Here is a 21,894-nt window from a genome sequence, read left to right as displayed (position 1 = left end):
GGTGGAGAAACTTCAGTTCGACAACTTACAGGAAACCCTGTACAAGGAAGTCATGGATAACGGGCTGCATGTGTATGTGCTGCCTAAGCCGGGCTTTCAAAAAATGTACGCCACATTCGCGACCAAATACGGGTCGGTAGATAACCATTTCCGCGTGGAAGGGCAGGAGGAAATCTCTGTGCCGGACGGCATCGCCCACTTCTTGGAGCACAAAATGTTCGAAGAGCCGGAGGGCGATATTTTCGCAACATTTGCTACCAACGGAGCCTCGGCCAATGCGTTTACAAGCTTTGACCAAACAGTATATTTGTTCTCGGCTACAGAAAATATCGATAAGAACCTGGAAACCTTGATCAATTTTGTGCAGCATCCGTATTTTACCGATCAGAACGTGGAGAAGGAAAAGGGGATCATCGGCCAGGAAATCAACATGTATCTCGACAATGCCGACTGGCGGGTATACTTCGGTTTGATCGAGGCGATGTACAAAATTCATCCGGTTCACATCGACATTGCGGGGACCGTGGAATCCATCAGCACCATTACCAAGGAAACACTGTACACGTGCTACAACGCTTTTTATCATCCGAGCAACATGCTGCTGTTTGTGGTGGGGGGCGTCAAGCCCGAAGAAATCTTCGCGCTGGTTCGTGCCAACCAGGAAGCCAAAGATTACAAGCCGCAGGGGGATATCGAGCGTATTTTCGATCCGGAGACGATCGAGGTGGCCGAGAAGCGCCGCGTTGCCAAATTGACGGTATCCATGCCTAAATGTCTGTTTGGATTTAAGGAAAAGCATGTGGGAGCTACCGGCAGCGAGCTGCTCCGCCGCGATTTGACGAGCAAGCTTATGCTGGATCTGCTGTTCGGTTCAAGCACCGAGCTGTATCAGAAGCTGTATGACGAGGAGCTCATTTCCGACAGCTTCTCCCATGAATACAACAGCTCGCCTCAGTATGCTTTCTCCGCGGTAGGAGGGGATACGCCGGATCCGGATAAGCTGCTGGCCAGACTACGGGAGGAAGTCGACAAGATCCTTCAGAACGGCTTCAAGGAGGCTGATTTCGAACGGGCCCGCAAAAAGAAAATCGGGGGATATTTGCGGATGCTGAATTCACCGGAAAATATCGCCCATGAATTCACCCGCTACCAGTTCCGCGACAGCGATTTCTTCTCCGTGGTTCAGGCATATGAATCGATTACACTGCAAGAAGTCAACGACCGCCTACATGAGCATATCGATTGGAATCAGCTCGCGGTGTCAATTGTGGTGAACCCGTAATGAGCGGCATGGGAGAAGAGAAGTTTACGAAAGCACTGAACGAGACCACGGTCTTGGTCACAGGCGCGAGCAGGGGAATCGGCGCAGCGATCGCTGAGCGCTTTGCGCAGGTTGGCATGAATGTCGTGATCCATTACGGCGCATCACATGAGGCTGCCAACGATGTGGCCAGACGCTGCATGCAGCATGGGGCAAAAGTTTTGACGGTTTCCGCGGACCTGAAGGATCTCCAGCAGATTCTCCGCATGCGCGACAAGCTGGAAAGCCATGGCCTGCTGCCGGATATCCTGATCAATAACGCCGGCATCTCGCATTACGGGATGCTTGCGGATGTGACGGAAGAGCAGTGGGATGAAGTGATGGCGGTGAATTTAAAGGGATTGTTTTTGTGTACGCAGGCTTTTATGCCTCATATGATTTCCCAGCGGTACGGCCGGATCATTAACATGTCCTCGGTATGGGGCATCTCCGGGGCTTCCTGCGAGGTGCTGTATTCAACCACCAAGGGAGGCATCAATGCCTTCACCAAAGCGCTTGCGAAGGAGCTAGCCCCTTCGGGGGTTACTGTGAATGCGGTTGCGCCCGGCGCCGTCAACACGGAAATGCTCGGTCATCTCGATGCGGATGAGAAACGCATGCTCGAGGAGGAGATTCCTGCCGGGAGATTGGCTACCCCGGATGAAATTTCATCGCTCGTGTACTTTTTGGCGCTCCCGGAATCGGGGTATATTAATGGCCAGGTCATCAGCCCCAACGGGGGCTGGATCACCTGATGCCGGCCGGCTTCTGGTTCCAAGCCACTTGGAAGGTTCTTCTTGTATAGGCCCGGTTCTTTGAGGTTATATTACAATTGTTGATTTTAAATCTCAATGCGCCACAGCCAAGGGAGGACTTATCAATGACCGTACTCAAGAATTTTGATACCTGGAAAAAATTTCTCGGGGAACGTATCGTTCAAGCCGAAAAAATGGGAATGAGCGAAGATACGATCGCCAGCCTTGCCTACGAAATCGGTGATTTCCTGGACGAGAAGGTCGATCCGCAGAACGCTTCCAACCGCGCTCTGAAAGAGTTATGGGAAGTCGGCAACAAAGAGGAAAGACACACGATTGCCCGGCTGATGGTCAAGCTGGCCAAGAGAAATGCATAGGTAGAAGATGGAGCCGGATTCGCCGATCTAGCGCTGCATTTTAGGAAAAAGCCCCCGTTTGGGGGCTTTTCTCTAATGGTTACAGTATTGAACTTGTTTTTCAGTATTATTTTATATATCATTAACGTGACCCAACATTATGGCATGGAATTGAGAGCCTCTCCCGTAAGGGCAGCAGGTTTATTTTGTCGAAATACATGGGAAAAGTTCAGATGGGGTGTCAAGGTGGAAGCTAATCAAATGAAACAAACGAAACAATGGTACATGGAATACAGGATACATAAAAACCGTCCGGGTCTACTCGGGGATATCGCATCCCTGCTTGGTATGCTTGAGGTTAACATATTAACGATCAACGGCGTGGAAGGCAAAACTCGGGGGATGCTTCTTGAAACCGATGATGACGAGAAGATTTCCCTGATGGGAGCCATGTTGAAAAAGGTCGACAACATTACGGTCTGCGCGCTGCGCGAGCCCAAGCTTGTCGATATTCTGGCCGTGCGCCACGGCCGCTACATTGACCGGGATTCCGACGACCGCAAAACTTTCCGTTTCACCCGGGACGAGCTCGGATTACTCGTCGACTTTTTGGGTGAATTATTCAAGAAGAGCGGTAATCAGGTCATCGGTCTTCGCGGCATGCCGCGGGTCGGCAAGACGGAGTCCATTATAGCCGGCAGTGTCTGCGCTATGAAACGCTGGACATTCGTGTCCTCGACGCTGCTTCGCCAAACGGTTCGAAGCCAGCTGTCCGAAGACGAGATGAACCCGAACAACGTGTTTATCATCGATGGTATCGTAAGCACGATCCGTTCCAATGAACGTCATTATAATTTGCTGCAGGATATTATGGGGATGCCCTGCACCAAAGTGATCGAGCATCCTGATGTTTTTGTACAGGAATCCGAATATACGTATGATGATTTTGACATTATCGTTGAGCTGCGCAACAATCCGACGGAAGAAATCATTTATGATACTTTTACCAGCTCTTACAATGACGACATTTAATACACACTTAGGATGAGGAGGTGATGGCATGTCCGAACTGGGACAACAGTTAAGGGAGGCCAGACTGCAGAAAGGCATGAGTCTGGATGATGTTCAGGAAATGACGAAAATTCGCAAAAGATATTTGGAGGCCATCGAAGCAGGGGACTACAAGGTGCTCCCCGGCAGTTTTTACGTGAGGGCTTTTATTAAAACCTATGCGGAGACCGTGGGACTCGATCCGGATCTGCTGCTGGAGGGCCATAAGCAAGAGGCGCCTGCAGAGCCTGAACCGACGATGGAGCCCGTGATTCAGAAGCGGAGCAGCACCCGTTCCTCGGAACGCAACGTCAAGTGGCTGTCTACGACATTGATGTGGATTTTTCCGATTCTGATTATCGTCGTCATTTATATTTATGCAAGCCAGGCAAGCCATACGAAATCAAATAATGTTGATCCGTCCAAAGTGACGGATAGCCAGCAGGATCCTTCCAAGAAACCGGCGGACACGACGCCACCTGCGACCGATCCGGGCAAAACGGCAGAGGGTACGGATAAAACAAATCCGGATCAGACGACGCCTGGAGGTGGCACTGCTGGCGGCACTGGCGGCGACCAGACGACGACTCCCCCTGCGGACGGCGGTACGGATACGACGACACCGGACAACGGTGCAACGGCGCCTCCGAGCGGGACTGTGACGGTACAGCAGGACGGCAAAAAGGGCAAAGACACGATATTCAAAGTTGCCGCTGCCCAAGGGACGCCGGTAACTGTGGAAATCAAAGCAACCGGTGAGAGCTGGCTTGAGGTTTATAACGGCCAGAACAGTCATGGCAAAAAGCTTTCCTACGGAAAAACCAAAGACGGGGATTCCTTATCCTTCCCGCTCGATTCTTCGGGGATGTATATTAAATCCGGATATTCGCCAGCGACGACTATTACAGTTGCCGGGCAGACCGTTACGGACGGGAAATCGACTTCTCGAATCGTGCTGCAGGTCGTGGATCCGAGCAGCTTGAATACAACCCAAGATCAGTCTGCGGGGAGCTCGAACAGCACGGACAGTAGTTCCGGCCAATAGCAGGCTCAACAGATTCGATCATATTGCAGCTGCCAGGGTACAGCGAATAAGCGTGCACCTTCCCGGAGACAATAGGACTAGCTTCAATTTGATTCCTGTCTTATGATCTCCAAGGGAAATGAGGTGTATGGACTATGACAGTCAGCTGGATCGTGACCGGTTTAGGCATCATTGTCAGCCTCCTCGGTTATTATCTGACTCCCAATGCATGGGGTTACGGCATTTTGGGCTTCGGACTTGCGCATATCGTGCTGGGGATTTTGGACATGTTCAGACAGCCTGCACGGAGCCGCTAAGGCCGAGCCTTTGCCCATAAGAGACATTCCTGATGATCCGTTATTCCCGGGCAGGAATGTCTCTTTGCTGTGATTAAAAGCATGACGCATAGTTTAAAATAGACTTGTCCGCCACATTTTCATATAATATGACATGAAGTTTTATGAAAGGACGTGTGAACATGAGTTCAGAAAGTTCATTTGATATCATTTCCAAATTCGATTTGCAGGAAATGAATAATGCCATTAACCAGGCAGAGAGGGAGATCGAGACCCGTTTTGATTTTAAAGGAAGCAAAAGCAGCCTGAAGCTGGAAAAAGAAGCTTTGGTCATCGTTTCGGATGATGAATACAAGCTGAATTCCGTCATCGATATTTTGCAGACAAAAATGATCAAGCGAGGTCTTTCGTTGAAAAATGTGGACTACAGCAAAATTGAGCCTGCATCCATGGGGACGGTTCGTCAGCGCATTACTTTGAAGCAGGGCATTGATCAGGAAAATGCTAAAAAGATCAACGTGCTTATTCGGGACTCGAAGCTGAAGGTCAAAAGCCAGATTCAAGGAGACCAGATCCGGGTGACCGGCAAAAGCAAGGATGATCTCCAGGCCGTGATGCAGCTGCTGCGCAAGGCGGATTTGCCTCTGGATCTGCAGTTCACGAATTTCAAATAAAAGGGTTCTGAAGAACCCGAAGCCTGGCTGCGGCAGCGGCGGGAAAGCCGCCTGCATCTTTTTGACAGGTGATAAAACGTTATATTATACTTGTGAAGATAAGTGTAGTGAGGGACGTTTTTACATAGTTAGTTCCGGTACATTTTGTGCTGATCATGTGAATTTATACTTCTAGTTTGTTTTATCCGGGGAGGGTGTACATTGAATTTGCCCAACCGTATTACCATTGCAAGAATATGTTTGATTCCGATCATGATGGTGTTTCTCCTGGTGGATTTCAGCTTCTATCCGGAACCGCTGGTCTGGAATTCTTACGAGCTGCCCCTGAATCAGTTGATCGCGGCATTCATTTTTATTGTGGCAGCCAGCACGGACGGTATAGACGGTTATTTGGCACGCAAGAACAACATGGTTACAAATCTAGGCAAGCTGCTTGACCCATTGGCGGATAAACTGCTTGTGGCGGCGGTACTCATTTCGCTTGTGGAGATGGGCAAATGTGATTCCTGGATCGCCGTCGTGATTATCAGCCGCGAATTTGCTGTGACCGGCCTTCGCCAGATTGCGCTCCTGGACGGCTCCGTCGTTGCGGCAAGCAAGTGGGGCAAAGCCAAGACAGTGGTTCAGATCGTCGCCATTGTATTGATGCTTATCAACAACTTCCCATTCGAGCTGATCGGCGTTCCGCTGGATGTCATTATGACGTGGGCGGCCGCGCTTATCACGATTTACTCCGGGATCGATTATTTCGTCAAAAACAAACATTTGCTTCGGCTTACCAATGCATAAACGGCAATAGGGAGATCCTATTGCTTTTTCTTTCCAATACGGACATTGATAGTATCCGGCTTGTATTGTGTTAAATATAGGTGTGAGGATACGCATCAGGTAGGAGGAATGACAGCATGAAAGCAGAAATCATTGCAGTAGGAACCGAGCTGCTGCTTGGTCAAATTTTGAATACCAATGCGCAGTTTCTGTCTCAGGAGCTGGCCGGGATGGGAATCGACGTTTATTACCAGACGGTCGTCGGCGATAACATGCAGCGGCTGCAGCATGCCATCGAGCACGCTGCACAGCGCGCGGATATCGTGCTCTTAACCGGAGGGATTGGTCCGACCCAGGACGATCTGACCAAGGATGCTCTTGCCGCCGTGCTGGGCCGCTCCCTTCATATCGACCGGCTGGCCATGGACCAGGTGGAGAAGTTCTTCGTCAACCGTGGGATCGATATGACCGAGAACAATCGCCGCCAGGCGCTTGTCATTGACGGCAGCACGCCGCTTCCGAATGAGACGGGTCTGGCGGTTGGAATCGCGATCGCAGAGGGCGAGAAGTTCTATATCGTGATGCCGGGCCCGCCGAAAGAAATGAAACCGATGTTCGAGAGCCAGGTCAAACCGTGGCTCTTGCAGCATGCTTTGACGGACGAGATGCCGATTTACTCCAAGATGCTGAAATTCGCCGGTATCGGCGAATCGCTGCTTGAGGATAAGCTGCTGGATCTGATTCAGGCCCAAAGCGATCCGACGATCGCGCCTTACGCCAAGGAGGGCGAAGTTTCGGTCCGCATCTCGACCAAAGCGGCCGGCGAGCTCGAGGCGATGAAAAAGCTGGAGGCGCTAGAGGCTCAAATTCAAAAGCGCCTGCCCAAGCATATGTATGCAAGCTCGGACGTGCCGATTGAGAAGATGATCGTGGACATCATGGCGGACCGCGGGCTCACGCTGAGCGCGGCCGAGAGCTGCACAGGCGGCTTGCTGATGGAGAGCATTACGTCGATTCCGGGCAGCGCAACGATGTTTCTTGGAGGGATCGTGTGCTACTCCAACGCGATGAAGGAGAAGCTTCTGCATGTTCCGCATGCGCTGCTTGAAGGAGAAGAGGCTCCGGGAGCGGTAAGCCATGAAGTGGCGGAAGTGCTTGCGGAGCATGTGCGGATGATTCCGGACAGCGATTTCGGACTTTCGGTCACAGGGGTTGCCGGGCCGGGTTACTCCGAGCGGAAGCCGGTCGGGCTGGTCTATGTCGGGCTTGCGGAGAAGGGGAAGAAAACGGAGGTTTTCGAGCTGAGATTCAGCGGCAACCGTGAGACGATCCGGATCCGTACGGTCAAGACCCTGCTTCATCATTTGTGGCTGAGACTCGTGACGCATAAACCGGAATCGGCATCGGATGAAGTTGTACAATAGACCGTGAACGAGTTATAATGTTGTTATACGGAAGAACCGTGCAAAAATGGATTTTGCTGCGGTTCTTTTCTGTTCCCGGGGCCGTGGCGAACTGCCGGAAGGAGAATGACCGGGGCAAAAAAAAACGAATGTATGTTCGAAAAAATGCTTGGCAAACGTTCCAAAACAAGGTATGATAGGTTTATAAACGGTGAAGGATGTGAGTTTATTGTCAGATCGTCGTGCTGCGCTGGAAGTCGCGCTTCGTCAGATAGAGAAACAATTTGGTAAAGGTTCAATCATGAAGCTGGGTGAGTCAACTCACATGCAAGTGGAAGTCGTTCCCAGCGGTTCCTTGGCTTTAGATATAGCATTGGGTATTGGCGGTCTTCCGAGAGGCCGCGTCATTGAAATATACGGACCGGAATCATCCGGTAAGACAACGGTGGCTTTACATGCCATTGCGGAAGTTCAGAAGACTGGCGGACAAGCCGCATTTATCGATGCGGAGCATGCGCTTGATCCTCTTTATGCAAGCAAGCTTGGCGTTAACATCGATGAACTGCTGCTTTCCCAGCCCGATACAGGCGAACAGGCGCTTGAGATTGCCGAAGCCCTTGTGCGCAGCGGCGCAGTAGATATTGTCGTTGTGGACTCGGTAGCTGCCCTCGTACCGAAGGCGGAAATCGAAGGTGAAATGGGCGATTCCCATGTGGGTCTGCAGGCTCGTCTGATGTCTCAGGCGCTGCGGAAGCTGTCCGGTGCGATCGCCAAGTCGAAGACGATTGCCATCTTCATTAATCAGCTTCGCGAAAAGGTTGGCGTGATGTTCGGTAACCCAGAAACAACGCCTGGCGGCCGCGCCCTGAAATTCTATTCTTCCGTACGCCTGGATGTGCGTCGGATCGAGAGCATTAAGATGGGCAATGATGTCGTGGGTAACCGGACGCGGATCAAGGTTGTGAAGAATAAAGTGGCCCCTCCGTTCAAACAAGCGGAGATCGATATCATGTACGGAGAAGGCATTTCCAAGGAAGGCAGCATTATCGATATCGGTACGGAACTGGATATCGTGAACAAGAGCGGCGCTTGGTACTCCTATGAAGGCGAACGACTCGGCCAAGGCCGTGAGAATGCGAAGCAGTTCTTGAAAGAGAACACGCCAATTTCCGATGCCATCGAGAACAAGATTCGGGAAGCAAGCAATCTTACGACGGTGGTTCCAGCTCCTACGTCCAGCGAACTGGAAGATGAGCAGAAGGAAGAACAGGAATTGCTGGAGCTTGAATAGACGTTAGCCTATAAAGCCTTTATAGAAGGCGCCCTGGTGAACCTGACCGGGGCGCCTTTTCCATAGGAGGCAATGTTCAGGGGGGGAGATCATGCAGCTAGAAGAAGATATGCAAGGGCAGCAGGAAGAGACGGATGTGTCTCATTTTCCGGATGATCAGGAGCTGGTGATCACGGCAGTGGAGCGGCAGCCGAAGCAAAAGGGACGATATTTGATTTCATTCGGTGAATACAAGCTGTCCATTCATGAGGATGTCATGATCAAGTACCGGATGCTGAGAGGAAACCAGTTCACGAAACAGGAACTTGAAGATATCGTGCTGGCGGATGAGAAGCAGCGGGCTTATGTACAAGCACTCAAATATCTCGAACGGAAGCAGCGAACCCGAAAGGAACTGGCGGATCGGCTGAAGGAAAAAGAAATTTCGCAGTCGGTCATTGAGCAAGCTCTTCAGCGCTTGGAGCAGGAAGGCTTGATTGACGACGAGCTGTATGCGAAGCAGTGGGCCTCCCAGCGCATTTCGAGCCAGCGGAAGGGTAGAGCCTGGGTCAGGCAGGAGCTTCGCCAGAAGGGCGTGGACAAGTCTCTGATCAGCGAGGCGCTTGATGAGGTGAGCCAGGAGCAGGAATTCGAGAGCTGTCTGATTGTGGGAAGAAAAAAATGGAATCAAACGCGCGGCGAAGTGATGGACAAGAAGCGGAAAACCGGATCTTTTTTAATGAGAAGGGGCTTTTCAGGCGAACATGTCCGGAGGGCAATCAATCAATTCATTCAGGAAAATGGGGATGCTGATGAGGAATTGGAGGATTTTTCATTTGATTGAGGCAGAAGCTGACATATTATGAAATGCACTCTCTTGACAATATCTTTTCACAAATACTAAAATGAATATGAATCTTGTACCGTAATGAAACCCTTTTTCCTTCCAAAAAAGGCTTGTTTCTGTAAGATTCATGAGCGCCAATTCATATGGATAATGCCCGTATTCGCGGGAGATAAGAATCGTTGATTTACGATTTGTGTATGATGATGAACGTGTTGATTGAACGACTGTACAAAAAATCCCAAGGAATACCTTGGAGGAACCAACGAGGGGGTGAAATTATGCCTACGTGGCTATTATCGATCATTCTCGTTGTTGCCGGATTGTTCTTGGGGTTCGTGATTGGATATTTTATTCGCAAATCTCTTGCAGAAGCTAAAATTTCTAGTGCTGAACAAGCTGCATTGAATATTGTTGAAAATGCGAAGAAGGAAGCTGAAGCACTGAAAAAGGAAACGGTACTGGAAGCGAAGGACGAAGTCCATAAAATCCGTACTGAAGCTGAAAAAGACACTCGTGAGCGTCGGAATGAAATTCAACGGCAGGAAAGACGATTGTTGCAGAAAGAAGAGTCGCTGGATAAAAAGATTGAATCGCTGGAACGCAAAGAAGAACAAGTGGCTAACAAAGAGAAGCGTATTGAAGAGACACAACAGCAGATTGATCTGATTTATAAAAGCCAGGTCACTGAATTGGAACGCATCTCCAATCTGACGATTGAGGATGCAAGAAGCATCATCTTGAGCAATGTGGAACAGGAAGTACGGCATGAGACCGCTCAAATGATCAAAGACATCGAGCAGCAGGCCAAGGAGGAAGCGGACAAGAAGGCACGAGAAATCGTGACGCTAGCCATCCAGCGCTGCGCTGCAGACCATGTGGCTGAGACGACGGTATCTGTCGTGACATTGCCGAATGAGGAAATGAAAGGCCGGATCATCGGTCGCGAAGGCCGTAATATCCGCGCACTGGAAACCCTTACTGGTATTGATCTCATTATCGATGATACGCCTGAAGCTGTTATTCTGTCAGGATTCGATCCGATCCGTCGGGAAATCGCCCGTACCGCTTTGGAAAAACTGGTATCTGATGGCCGAATTCATCCGGCGCGGATTGAAGAAATGGTGGAAAAGTCACGCAAAGAGGTCGACGAACGCATTCGCGAATACGGCGAACAGGCGACCTTCGAGGTGGGAGTTCACGGGCTGCATCCAGATCTGATCAAGATCCTGGGCCGCCTGAAATTCCGTACCAGCTATGGTCAGAACGTGCTGAAGCACTCCATGGAGGTTGCTTATCTCACAGGTCTGATGGCCGGAGAGCTTGGAGAGGATATCGTTCTTGCCAAACGGGCCGGTTTGTTGCATGACATCGGTAAAGCGCTGGATCATGAAGTGGAAGGATCACACGTTGAAATCGGCGTGGAGCTGGCGAAGAAATACAAGGAACATCCGGTGGTTATCAACAGCATTGCATCACACCATGGTGATGTCGAAGCAACTTCAGTCATCGCCATGCTGGTCGGAGCAGCGGATGCATTGTCCGCGGCAAGACCGGGAGCACGTCGTGAAACACTCGAAACGTATATTAAACGTCTGGAAAAGCTGGAGGAAATCTCCGAGTCCTTCGAGGGTGTAGAAAAATCGTTCGCGATTCAAGCCGGACGCGAGGTTCGCGTCATGGTACAGCCTGAGAAGATTGATGATGCGGAAGCTTTCCGCTTGGCAAGGGATATCACGAAAACGATCGAAAATGAACTGGATTATCCGGGGCATATTAAAGTTACCGTTATTCGTGAGACCCGGGCGGTTGAATACGCTAAATAATCGCTATTTGAAAAGTGGCCGCCGCTCTGTGGGGCCACTTTTCACTTTTTCGTAAATTTTCATCTAATCAAGGAGGGAAACGTTATTAACGTTTTATTTATTGGAGACATCGTCGGAAGCGTAGGGAGAAAGGCGTTAAAGAATACGCTGCCTTCCCTGAAATCAAAGTATAACCCGCATATCATAATCGTGAACGGTGAAAATGCCGCATCCGGCAGAGGGATCACCGAGTCGATCGCCAAGGATTTTTTCGAGTGGGGTGTTCATGGGATTACGATGGGCAACCATACATGGGACAACAAGGAGATTTTCGATTTTATCGATGATGAGCCGCGGATGATTCGTCCGGCGAATTTCCCTCCCGGTACGCCAGGGCTGGGCTCAACGGTAATCAAAGCGAACGGTAAGGAACTCGCGATCGTGAATTTGCAGGGCCGCACCTTTTTGCCGGCGATTGATTGCCCTTTCCGCGTCAGCGATGAAATCGTGGACCAGCTGCGCAAGAAGCATAAATACATTCTGGTGGATTTCCATGCGGAAGCGACATCAGAAAAGATTGCCATGGGATGGCATCTGGATGGCCGCGCCTCGATCGTCGTAGGTACACATACTCATGTGCAGAGCAATGACGATACGATTTTACCGGGCGGAACAGCCTATTTGACCGATGCCGGCATGGTGGGTCCTAAGGAAGGGATCCTGGGCATGGAACGGGAGGCGGTACTGCGCAAATTCAAAACGCAGCTGCCGGTGCGATTCCGGGTAGACAACGGGAAGTGGCAGTTCCACGGCTTATTCGTCCAGTTGGATGATGCGACAGGAAAAGCCAAAAAAATGGAGAAAATTCGTTTACTGGAAGATGATTGGATTATGGATTAAGGAACTTTCCGAGCGGGAACGAAATCGGCGGCTAAGACTATGGATGTGTTTTTCCAGGTAAAATTGACAAAAAGAAGGAATTATTTTACCACTCACGAATAACATCTAGTATGTGGAAGCTAACCATCATCATTCCCAGGGGAGGTACTTACCATGGAAGTATTAAAAGTTTCAGCAAAGTCCAATCCAAATTCTGTTGCCGGTGCTCTAGCTGGCGTGCTTCGTGAACGTGGTGCTGCTGAACTGCAGGCAATCGGAGCGGGGGCGCTAAATCAAGCCATTAAAGCGGTTGCCATTGCCCGGGGATTCGTCGCGCCAAGCGGAGTTGATCTGATCTGCATTCCAGCATTTACGGATATTGTGATTGATGGGGAAGACCGGACCGCAATCAAGCTGATTGTGGAGCCTAGATGAGTTGAACTGTGTATATCGTTGTTGTTGAAACCTGTTTATTGATATAAGCTGAATGAAGTCGGGCTTTTCGAGGGGATTTCCCTGTGGCTTCCATTCAGTTTATATGGGATAGACAGGTTTTTTTGCATTTTCGGCCGGGTGCCGATCCATGAACATTTTACGAGGGGCGTGACTTAAAAATGAAGTTACCCATCATTGACTTTCACTGCGACGTGCTGAGCAAAATGAGGGAGGATGCAGGAATATCCTTCCAGAACGATCGGAAGCTGGATGTCACCTACGACAGGCTGATCCAGGGCGGCGTCTCGATGCAGTGCTTTGCCATCTATTTATCGGAAAAATGGGGCATTCCGAAATACGAATATATTCTGGATCAGATAGATGCGTTCAAAAACCGAGTCATGAAGACCGGCGGCGGCGTGCGTTGGCTTCGCTGGAAAGAGGACGCTGACGAGCTGGCCCAAACGATTCAACATCCGGCCGCGGCCAAAGGTGGTCAAGGACCGGTCCCCTGGGGTCTTCTGTCGGTTGAAGGAGCGGACGGATTTGAGGGCAGCTTGTTTTATGTGCGGATGTGTTATGAGATGGGCGTGCGGTTTCTCGGAATTACATGGAACTACGCCAACTGGGCAGCGGACGGGGTGCTTGAAGAGCGGAATGGAGGCTTTACCGAAAAAGGGCGGAAGCTGATCGACCTGAGCAACGAGATCGGATTGCTGCTTGATGTGTCCCATCTGTCCCAGGCCGGATTCTGGGAGCTTACGGAACGGACCAACAGGCCGTTCATCGCATCGCACTCCAACGCCAAGGGGGTTTGTCCGCATCCGCGTAACCTGACCGATGAGCAGGTCCGGGCAATCGTGGCGATGGACGGCCGTATCGGGATGACCTTCGTGCCTTGGTTCGTGCGATCAGGCGGAGAAGGGCCGGTGCGACCGCAGGAGCTGCTGCCCCATATCGAGCATTTTTGCGAGTTGGGCGCGGAGAAGCATTTGATGGTAGGCTCGGATTTTGACGGCATCGATTCGTGGATCGAAGGGCTGGAGCATCCGGGGCAATATCCAGCGTTTGCGGAGCTTTTGTGCAAGCATTATTCCGAGGATTTGGTCCGCAATTGGCTTTCGGGCAATGCCTTGTCCTATCTAGGCACCCATTTGCCTTCTAAGGGAACAGGCGCAGCTCACTAGAATCATGAACCGGAGCGGCTCACGGTGAAAAATGTCACACAAAAAATCCTTGATATTTGCTCCGGTTCGACCTAAACTTTTTTAAGATATTAGAAAGTGTACACTTTGGGGTGTATACGGGCTGATATCCCCGGAATAACATTCTCTATAAGCGGTTAAACCGTTATTTTCAAATTACTTGCCATGGGGAACTCGCAAACATAGATGGCACATTGCAGCGGGGAGAAGGAGTGGGCTTTTTTGATTAGTCAATTGTCTTGGAAAATAGGCGGACAACAGGGCGAAGGCGTGGAGAGCACGGACCGGATTTTTTCGACGGCTCTGAACCGCCTCGGCTATTATTTGTACGGCTATCGGCATTTTTCGTCACGTATCAAAGGTGGACACACCAACAATAAAATACGCATCAGCACGCAGCCGATCCGCGCGATCGCGGACGATCTGGATATCCTGGTCGCCTTCGACCAGGAGAGCATCGATTTGAACGCGCATGAGCTTCGCCCGGGTGGCGTGGTTATCGCGGATGCCAAGTTTGGACCGACGCTGCCTGAAGGGACGGACGCACGTCTGTTTCCTGTGCCGATCACTTCCATTGCGGAAGATCTCGGAACTTCCCTGATGAAGAACATGGTTGCCTCCGGCGCGTCCTGGGCGCTGCTCGGGCTTCCGATGGACGTGTTCAACAAAGCGGTGGAGGAAGAATTCGGGCGCAAGGGCCCGGCGGTTGTCGAAAAAAATGTCGCGGCCGTGCAGCACGGCGCAGACTATGTGCTTGAGCTGGCGGGAGGACCGCTGGAGGACTTCAGGCTGGAGCCTGCCGACGGCAAGCAAAAGCTGTTCATGATCGGCAATGACGCGATCGGGCTGGGTGCCTTGGCCGCAGGCTGCCGCATCATGAGTGCTTATCCGATTACGCCGGCTTCGGAAATCATGGAATATCTGATTAAGAAGCTGCCGAAGTTTGGCGGCACGGTCGTTCAAACGGAAGATGAAATCGCCGCGATTACGATGGCCATTGGCTCGAGCTATGCAGGAGTGCGTTCGATGACGGCGTCTGCCGGACCGGGCTTGTCGCTGATGATGGAGGCCATCGGTTTATCAGGGATGACCGAAACCCCTGTCGTCATTGTGGACACGCAGCGCGGCGGACCGAGCACGGGGCTTCCGACGAAACAGGAGCAAAGCGATATTAACGCGCTCATTCACGGCACGCATGGGGAAATTCCTAAAGTCGTGCTGGCGCCAAGCTCGATTGAAGAGTGCTTTTACGATATGATAGAAGCTTTTAATCTGGCAGACAAGTATCAGCTGCCCGTCATCGTTGTCACGGATCTGCAGCTGTCTCTCGGGAAGCAGTCCTGCGAGCAGCTCGATTACGACCGCATTTCGATTGATCGCGGCAAGCTGGTGCAGGAGGCGCCGGAGCTTCCTGCAGGCTCTTTGTTCAAGCGCTACGAGCTCTCCGAGGACGGGGTATCCCCACGGGTGCTCCCGGGCCAGAAGCACGGCATTCACCATGTGACCGGCGTGGAGCATGACGAAAGCGGACGTCCATCGGAAAGTGCGGTAAACCGCAAGCAAATGATGGATAAACGTCTCGGCAAAATGGACCGGATTACCGTGGAGCATCCGATTCATGTGGATGCCGCCTATGAGAATCCGGAGCTGCTGATTATCGGTATGGGATCTACGGGCGGCACGATCAAGCAAGCGCGCGAGTCGCTTGAAAATGAAGGCATCACGACGAACCAGATGATGATCCGGCTGCTGCATCCGTTCCCGGCGGAAGCTGTCAAATCCTATGTGGAGCAGGCGAAAAAAGTGATCGTGCTCGAGCACAACGCGACGGGTCAGCTCGCGGATCTGATCAAGCTGCATGCCGGTGGCGGAGACAAAATAACGAGCGTGCTGAAATATGACGGTAATCCGTTCCTTCCGTCCATTGTGGCCGAAGAGTGCAGAAAAGTCAGTCAGGCAAGTAAGGAGCTGGTATAACCATGGCGACATTCAAAGAGTTTCGCAATAACGTCAAACCAAACTGGTGCCCGGGCTGCGGGGATTTCTCCATCCAGGCTGCGATTCAGCGGGCCGCGGCGAACTCGGGCCTTGAGCCGGAGCAGCTGGCCGTCATTTCCGGCATCGGCTGCTCGGGGCGGATTTCGGGTTACATTCATGCTTACGGGTTCCACGGCATTCACGGCCGTTCGCTGCCTATTGCGCAGGGCGTCAAGCTGGCGAACCGGGATCTGACGGTCATCGCGACGGGCGGTGACGGCGACGGCTTCGCGATTGGTATGGGGCATACGATTCATGCCATCCGCAGAAACATTAACATGACCTATATCGTCATGGACAACCAAATCTACGGATTGACGAAGGGACAAACCTCGCCGCGCAGCGCGGAAGGATTCGTGACGAAAAGCACGCCGCAGGGATCGGTCGAAACGACGCTGTCTCCGCTGGAGCTGGCTTTATCCGCAGGTGCCACCTTCGTCGCACAGTCGTTTTCCAGCGACATCAAGCAGCTGACGGCGCTGGTAGAGGAAGCGATCAAGCATGAGGGCTTTTCGATCATCAACGTCTTCAGCCCTTGCGTCACCTTCAATAAGGTGAATACGTATGAGTGGTTCAAGGACAACATCGTTCCGCTGGACACGATTCCGGACTATGATCCATCCAGCCGGATCGCGGCGATGACCACCTTGATGGAAACCAGCGGCATGGTCACGGGCCTCATCTATCAGGACAAGAACAAGAAAGCCTACGAAAATCTGGTACCCGGCTTCCGTGAAGAGCCGCTTGCCCAGCAGGAATCACTTCTATCCCGCGAACAATTTGACAATCTTGTAGCGGAATTCAAATAAAAGCTGAAAAGGCGCCCGCGTATGCGGTAGCGCCTTTTTATTTTCGGGTAAAAGGATGTATAATGAGTCTGCGTACAGATCATAGAGAAAATATAAGGAGTGATCCACGTGAGTAAAACTGTACCTGTAGGAGTATCCGCAAGACATATTCATCTTACCCAAGAACATATTGAGGCTTTATTTGGAGAAGGCTATCAGCTGACCGAATTTAAACCGCTGTCCCAGCCGGGCCAATTTGCCGCCAATGAAACGGTAGCTGTGATTGGTCCGAAGGGGCAATTCGATAAGGTAAGAATCCTGGGCCCAGCCCGCAAAGCAAGCCAGGTGGAAATTTCCCGTACGGATTCCTTTGCCATCGGCGTAAAGGCGCCGGTTCGCGAATCCGGTAAGATCGAGGGAACGCCGGGCGTCAAAGTTAAAGGCCCGAAAGGCGAGGTGGAGCTGGAGCAGGGCGTCATCGTTGCTGCGCGCCATATCCATTTTCATACCTCGGATGCGGCTAATTGGGGAATTGCCGATCAGCAATTGCTGAAGGTTCGCGTCGGAGGAGAACGCGGCGTCGTATTCGAAAACGTCATCGCCCGCGTATCGGACAGCTTTGCGCTGGACATGCACATCGATACCGACGAAGGCAATGCAGCCGGCGTCAACACCGGAGATACGGCCGAAATTATCGATTAATAAGGCGTACTACAAACGGATACAGGCTTCATGAAACGGGAGAGAATTCTCCCGTTTTTTGCTGCAATCTGAATGCTGGAAAGTAGATAACCCAAGAGGTTCATGTTATAATTTACTGGAATGCCTTTTTAGGCGAAGGGGGCTGCCCCCAAGGGGATTGAAGGAGTGATCAGCAAGCATGGCCAAGGAACCAAAGGATTACTCCAAATATTTTGATTTTTCCGATGCCAAGGTCCTGTCTGAAGACGAACACGGCAAGACCATCCGCATTAAAGGCCGGGAGATTCATATTATTTCGGAGCCTAACCATAGACAAAGCAAGAAGCGCCGCCGGGAAGACGTGCAGGTGCTGTATGACACGGCGATTCCCGAAGATCTTCGGGAGATCGGCAAAGGCAAGCACTACATCGTGTATACATTCGGCTGCCAGATGAACGAGCATGATTCGGAGACGATCAAGGGTATGCTGGAAGAGATGGGATACACGCCAACCGAGGAGCGCAAGGAAGCGGATATTATTCTGCTGAATACCTGCGCCATTCGTGAGAATGCGGAAGATAAAGTGTTTGGCGAGCTCGGACATCTCAGCCATTTGAAGCGGGAAAAGCCCGAGATGCTGCTTGGCGTTTGCGGATGCATGGCCCAGGAAGAAAATGTGGTCAATCGCATCATGCAGAAGCATGGATTCGTGGACTTGATCTTCGGCACGCATAATGTGCACAGACTTCCCCATTTGATCCGTGAAGCGCTGCTCAGCAAGGAAATGGTCGTTGAGGTGTGGTCCAAAGAGGGCGACATCGTGGAAAACCTGCCGAAGAAGCGGGAAGGACTGCGTGCCTGGGTCAACATTATGTACGGCTGCGACAAGTTCTGTACATACTGTATCGTACCGATGACCCGCGGGAAGGAACGCAGCCGCCGTCCGGAGGACGTTATTGCCGAGGTGCGCGAGCTTGCCCGCCAGGGCTTCAAGGAAGTTACGCTGCTCGGGCAAAACGTCAACGCGTACGGCAAGGATTTTACCGATATCAGCTACAGCTTCGGGGACTTGATGGATGATATCCGCAAGATCGACATTCCTCGAATCCGGTTTACGACTTCCCATCCGCGGGATTTTGATGATCATTTGGTCGAGGTGCTCAGCAAAGGCGGCAATCTGGTTGAGCATATTCACCTGCCCGTCCAATCGGGAAGCACCGAAGTCCTGAAAATTATGGGACGCAAATATTCGAGGGAAGTCTACCTGGAGCTTGTTGGCAAGATTAAGGCTGCCATCCCGGGCGCCGTACTGACCACAGACATTATCGTCGGGTTCCCTGGCGAGACGGAGGAGCAGTTCCAGGATACGCTCTCGCTCGTCGATGAGGTGGGATTTGACTCCGCCTATACGTTCATTTATTCGCCGCGTGAAGGTACGCCAGCCGCCGTCATGGAAGACAACGTGCCGATGGATGTCAAAAAGCAGCGCCTGCAGCGCCTGAACCGTGCTATCGAGCTCCACAGCCGCAAGAGCCATGAAAACCTCCGTGGTCAAATCGTTGAAGTGCTGGTTGAGGGCGAAAGCAAAAATAACGCCTCTGTGCTGGCCGGACGGACACGCACCAACAAGCTCGTTCATTTTGAAGGGGATCCGGACTTGATCGGAAGCTTTGTCCATGTCAAAATTACGGATGCGATGACCTGGTACATCAAAGGTGAAATCGTTCCGGAAATGAGTTCAGCTCCTGCATTAACCTAATAGAGTCAATTAAACGGAATAGGGGTAATAGAAGATGATTGAAAAGGGCCATCGCAACAGTTTGGGTATGATGTCTTACGATACGAAGGATTTGATCATCCGCGACGATATCATGGCAAAAGCCAAGGAACTGGCGGAACTGATCTCGAGCAGCGAAGAAGTGCAGCAATACCAAAAGGCGGAAGAAAAAATCCGCAACCATGAGCATGTGCAGGGTCTGATCGCCACGCTGAAGAAACGCCAGAAAGAAATCGTGGCCTTCGAATCTTTTCAAAACCCGCAAATGGTAGCGAAAATCGAAAAGGAAATGGAAACGCTGCAGGACGAGATCGACGCGATTCCGGTTGTTGTCGAGTTCCAGCAGAGCCAAAGCGATATCAATTACCTTTTGCAGCTGGTGATGTCTGTCATCCGCGATACGGTTTCCGAGAAGATCAACGTAGAAGCGGGAACGGATGCGCCACCTTCCAACTGCGGTTAAGCGACGACGAATTAAGGCTGGATCCTGTATCCAAGCCTTTTTTTTGACATCAACGAATGTCGTGTTTCTCAGGCGTACGCAAAATACTTGACTGTACTATGGATCTGAGCATGGCCCCACGCTTGTGGGGTTATTTGCGGATACCGGATTGGGCCGGGCGCCAGTGACAGTTAGATAAGAGAAAGGACTGCATGCGGATGGAGACAGAGATTACGATTCGCCAGGCCTTGCCGGGAGAAGTGCTTCCGAAGCAGCTACTGCTGTTGGCGGATCCCGATTGGTCTCAAGTGGAGAAATATTTGCATCAGACCGACTGGACCGTTGCGGACCAGAATGGAAGAATCATCGGCGTATGCGGGCTCCTGCGTTTAAGCTCATCGGAAGCGGAAATCGTGAATGCAGCGGTGGAAGAGAGGTATCAGGGCAGAGGTTACGGGAAGAGGCTGATTTTGCAGGCCTTAAACGAGGCTGGAGCCAAGGAATACGGCAAGGTGATCGTCCGGACCGGAAATTCGAGCCTGGATCAGCTAGGATTGTATCAGAAATGCGGATTCCGCATGGTCCGGATAGAGCGGGACTATTTTGTGAACAACTATCCTGAACCGATTTATGAAAACGGCATTTGGTGCCGGGATCAGGTCATTTTGGAAATGAACACCCGAGAGAAATAATGGGCATAATGAATTTAGACAACAATGGGGGACTACCAATGAATGCACTTCAAGAAATGATTGCGCGCGGCGAAAACACATTTTGGTCTTATCTGGGCTGTGAATTCGTGTCGGCCGATGAAGAAAAAATCGTCATTGCTTTGGATGCTAAGGAGCATCATACCAATTCAATGGGAATCATCCATGGAGGCGTGCTGACGTCCCTGATGGATCAGGCGATGGGAATGGTGGCGACGGCTGCGAAGAACGATGACAGCTGCGTGACGACCAACATTAACGTTCATTTCATGTCCGCCATGACCACCGGAAGACTGACAGTGACAGCGCGTGTGCTGCATATGGCCGGCCGGTCGCTCACGACGGAAGCGCGCATATATGACAGTGAAGGCACATTTGGCTGTATGGCGACCGCAACGTTCCGGGTGGTGCACCGGAAGTAGCAGCAGTTCCTGCCGTCGTTTCCCTAAAAACACTTGACATTTTCTTTTAATAATTCATAATGAAAGTATCAAAAAGAAATTTTTATGTGGTGATAAATATGAACGAACATGGGAAACAAGGTGATACCTCACCTGAAGCACTGGCTTATTCTGCTAAAAAATATCGTACGCCGGACGGCGTTCCGGCAGATATCGTCATGTTTACGTTAACCAAAAAAGAAAGAAAAACAGTGACCAAGACGCTTCCCATCCGGGAATTGAAAGTCATGTTGATTCGCCGTAAATCCTGGCCTTTTGCCGGTATGTGGGCCCTCCCCGGCGGCTTCTGCCGCGAAAGTGAATCGATCTACGATGCCGCGACACGAGAGCTTAAGGAAGAAACGGGAGTGGACGGCGGCCATCTGGAATATCTGGGCGTATACAGCACGCCGGGAAGAGATCCGCGCGGCTGGATTATCAGCCATGCATTTTTCGCCCTTGTGGAGGAATGGATGCTGGAAAGCAGGCAGGCGGCGGATGATGCCGGGGAAGTCGGACTTTTTGGCATCGAAGAGGTACTGAACGGCCTGGAACTCGCCTTCGACCACCGGGAGATCATCCGTGACGCCTACCTGCGGATTCAGCAGCAGATGCTGCATTCGACCATCGCCCGTCAGTTCCTTCCGGAGCAGTTCACGCTCAGCGAGCTGTATCAGGTCATTCAGACCGTTGTGCCCGAATTCAGCGAACCGAATTTTATTCGTAAAATTACGTCAACCCGCAGCAGGCAGGGCATCCTGGAAGAGGTTCGGGACGAGGACGGCAAGCCGATGAGCTCCAATCAATACTCCCAGCGTCCGGCGCAATTATATCGATTTACGGATTATGCGCCGCTGCTGTCCATTTACACCTGATACGCGCACAGAAGCCGTTGGAACGTATCTTTTTTATTGTATTTTACAGCGGTTCCGCTGCCGTCAGCTTCAGCAATTGA

Annotated in this window: 23 protein-coding genes; all 23 read left to right on the top strand. The window is 51.4% G+C overall.

The genetic code is table 11. The features are described from left to right. The first annotated feature begins 1 nt into the window (after position 1). Positions 2 to 1,282 (top strand): EF-P 5-aminopentanol modification-associated protein YfmH, encoded by a 1,281-nt coding sequence (gene yfmH, locus PCH05_RS21440; RefSeq protein ID WP_127605702.1) that lies wholly within the window; start codon positions 2 to 4, stop codon positions 1,280 to 1,282. Further along, positions 1,282 to 2,055: an elongation factor P 5-aminopentanone reductase gene (ymfI, locus tag PCH05_RS21435; RefSeq protein WP_127605700.1), complete on the top strand. Its 774-nt coding sequence runs from the start codon at positions 1,282 to 1,284 to the stop codon at positions 2,053 to 2,055. The genes yfmH and ymfI overlap by 1 nt, the downstream gene beginning before the upstream one ends. A 125-nt stretch (positions 2,056 to 2,180) precedes the next feature. Then, positions 2,181 to 2,432, top strand: a complete 252-nt coding sequence (locus tag PCH05_RS21430) for a DUF3243 domain-containing protein (protein WP_127605698.1) — start codon at positions 2,181 to 2,183, stop codon at positions 2,430 to 2,432. A 240-nt stretch (positions 2,433 to 2,672) separates the two neighbouring features. Continuing rightward, complete coding sequence (locus PCH05_RS21425; protein ID WP_127605696.1) at positions 2,673 to 3,443, top strand: DUF3388 domain-containing protein; 771 nt, start codon at positions 2,673 to 2,675, stop codon at positions 3,441 to 3,443. Positions 3,444 to 3,471: 28 nt separating this feature from the next. Further along, positions 3,472 to 4,506 (top strand): RodZ domain-containing protein, encoded by a 1,035-nt coding sequence (locus tag PCH05_RS21420; RefSeq protein ID WP_127605694.1) that lies wholly within the window; start codon positions 3,472 to 3,474, stop codon positions 4,504 to 4,506. Positions 4,507 to 4,640: 134 nt separating this feature from the next. Beyond that, entirely contained in the window at positions 4,641 to 4,802 is a 162-nt protein-coding gene (locus PCH05_RS27405) for a hypothetical protein (protein ID WP_164766748.1), read from the top strand. A 161-nt stretch (positions 4,803 to 4,963) separates the two neighbouring features. Then, positions 4,964 to 5,455 (top strand): YajQ family cyclic di-GMP-binding protein, encoded by a 492-nt coding sequence (locus PCH05_RS21415; protein ID WP_127605692.1) that lies wholly within the window; start codon positions 4,964 to 4,966, stop codon positions 5,453 to 5,455. A 201-nt stretch (positions 5,456 to 5,656) separates the two neighbouring features. Beyond that, positions 5,657 to 6,244 (top strand): CDP-diacylglycerol--glycerol-3-phosphate 3-phosphatidyltransferase, encoded by a 588-nt coding sequence (gene pgsA, locus PCH05_RS21410; RefSeq protein WP_127605690.1) that lies wholly within the window; start codon positions 5,657 to 5,659, stop codon positions 6,242 to 6,244. 116 nt (positions 6,245 to 6,360) lie between these two features. After that, a complete protein-coding gene (locus tag PCH05_RS21405; protein ID WP_127605688.1) occupies positions 6,361 to 7,647 on the top strand; it encodes a competence/damage-inducible protein A in 1,287 nt (428 codons plus the stop codon). 208 nt (positions 7,648 to 7,855) lie between these two features. Further along, complete coding sequence (recA, locus tag PCH05_RS21400) at positions 7,856 to 8,917, top strand: recombinase RecA (protein ID WP_127605686.1); 1,062 nt, start codon at positions 7,856 to 7,858, stop codon at positions 8,915 to 8,917. Between the two features lie 91 nt (positions 8,918 to 9,008). Further along, complete coding sequence (locus PCH05_RS21395) at positions 9,009 to 9,740, top strand: regulatory protein RecX (RefSeq protein WP_127605684.1); 732 nt, start codon at positions 9,009 to 9,011, stop codon at positions 9,738 to 9,740. A 281-nt stretch (positions 9,741 to 10,021) separates the two neighbouring features. Beyond that, positions 10,022 to 11,566, top strand: coding sequence for a ribonuclease Y (gene rny, locus PCH05_RS21390; RefSeq protein ID WP_127605730.1), 1,545 nt, complete (start codon positions 10,022 to 10,024; stop codon positions 11,564 to 11,566). Between the two features lie 84 nt (positions 11,567 to 11,650). Further along, positions 11,651 to 12,445, top strand: coding sequence for a TIGR00282 family metallophosphoesterase (locus PCH05_RS21385; protein ID WP_127605681.1), 795 nt, complete (start codon positions 11,651 to 11,653; stop codon positions 12,443 to 12,445). Between the two features lie 153 nt (positions 12,446 to 12,598). Further along, entirely contained in the window at positions 12,599 to 12,859 is a 261-nt protein-coding gene (locus tag PCH05_RS21380) for a stage V sporulation protein S (protein ID WP_006286829.1), read from the top strand. 179 nt (positions 12,860 to 13,038) lie between these two features. Then, a complete protein-coding gene (locus tag PCH05_RS21375; RefSeq protein ID WP_127605679.1) occupies positions 13,039 to 14,046 on the top strand; it encodes a dipeptidase in 1,008 nt (335 codons plus the stop codon). Positions 14,047 to 14,286: 240 nt separating this feature from the next. Then, positions 14,287 to 16,041 carry a 2-oxoacid:acceptor oxidoreductase subunit alpha gene (locus PCH05_RS21370; protein WP_127605677.1) on the top strand — a complete coding sequence of 585 codons (1,755 nt, stop codon included), beginning with the start codon at positions 14,287 to 14,289 and terminating at the stop codon, positions 16,039 to 16,041. Positions 16,042 to 16,043: 2 nt separating this feature from the next. Then, positions 16,044 to 16,910 (top strand): 2-oxoacid:ferredoxin oxidoreductase subunit beta, encoded by an 867-nt coding sequence (locus PCH05_RS21365; RefSeq protein WP_127605675.1) that lies wholly within the window; start codon positions 16,044 to 16,046, stop codon positions 16,908 to 16,910. A 108-nt stretch (positions 16,911 to 17,018) separates the two neighbouring features. Next, on the top strand, positions 17,019 to 17,591 hold the full coding sequence (pduL, locus tag PCH05_RS21360; protein ID WP_127605673.1) for a phosphate propanoyltransferase: 573 nt from the start codon (positions 17,019 to 17,021) through the stop codon (positions 17,589 to 17,591). Positions 17,592 to 17,769: 178 nt separating this feature from the next. Continuing rightward, positions 17,770 to 19,329, top strand: coding sequence for a tRNA (N6-isopentenyl adenosine(37)-C2)-methylthiotransferase MiaB (gene miaB / locus PCH05_RS21355; protein ID WP_127605671.1), 1,560 nt, complete (start codon positions 17,770 to 17,772; stop codon positions 19,327 to 19,329). Positions 19,330 to 19,363: 34 nt separating this feature from the next. Beyond that, positions 19,364 to 19,810 (top strand): YlbF/YmcA family competence regulator, encoded by a 447-nt coding sequence (locus PCH05_RS21350; RefSeq protein WP_127605669.1) that lies wholly within the window; start codon positions 19,364 to 19,366, stop codon positions 19,808 to 19,810. A gap of 191 nt (positions 19,811 to 20,001) precedes the next feature. After that, complete coding sequence (locus tag PCH05_RS21345) at positions 20,002 to 20,481, top strand: GNAT family N-acetyltransferase (protein WP_246049851.1); 480 nt, start codon at positions 20,002 to 20,004, stop codon at positions 20,479 to 20,481. 38 nt (positions 20,482 to 20,519) lie between these two features. Beyond that, positions 20,520 to 20,921: a PaaI family thioesterase gene (locus PCH05_RS21340; protein ID WP_127605666.1), complete on the top strand. Its 402-nt coding sequence runs from the start codon at positions 20,520 to 20,522 to the stop codon at positions 20,919 to 20,921. A 98-nt stretch (positions 20,922 to 21,019) separates the two neighbouring features. Next, positions 21,020 to 21,814: an NUDIX domain-containing protein gene (locus tag PCH05_RS21335; protein WP_127605664.1), complete on the top strand. Its 795-nt coding sequence runs from the start codon at positions 21,020 to 21,022 to the stop codon at positions 21,812 to 21,814. The last annotated feature ends 80 nt before the right edge of the window (positions 21,815 to 21,894 follow it).

The organism is Paenibacillus chibensis (genome assembly GCF_004001045.1).
In the GTDB taxonomy this organism is placed as follows: Bacteria; Bacillota; Bacilli; order Paenibacillales; family Paenibacillaceae; genus Paenibacillus_AQ; species Paenibacillus_AQ chibensis.
The sequence above is the reverse complement of the archived record's forward strand: the minus strand, read 5'-3'. Positions and strand labels throughout refer to the sequence as shown.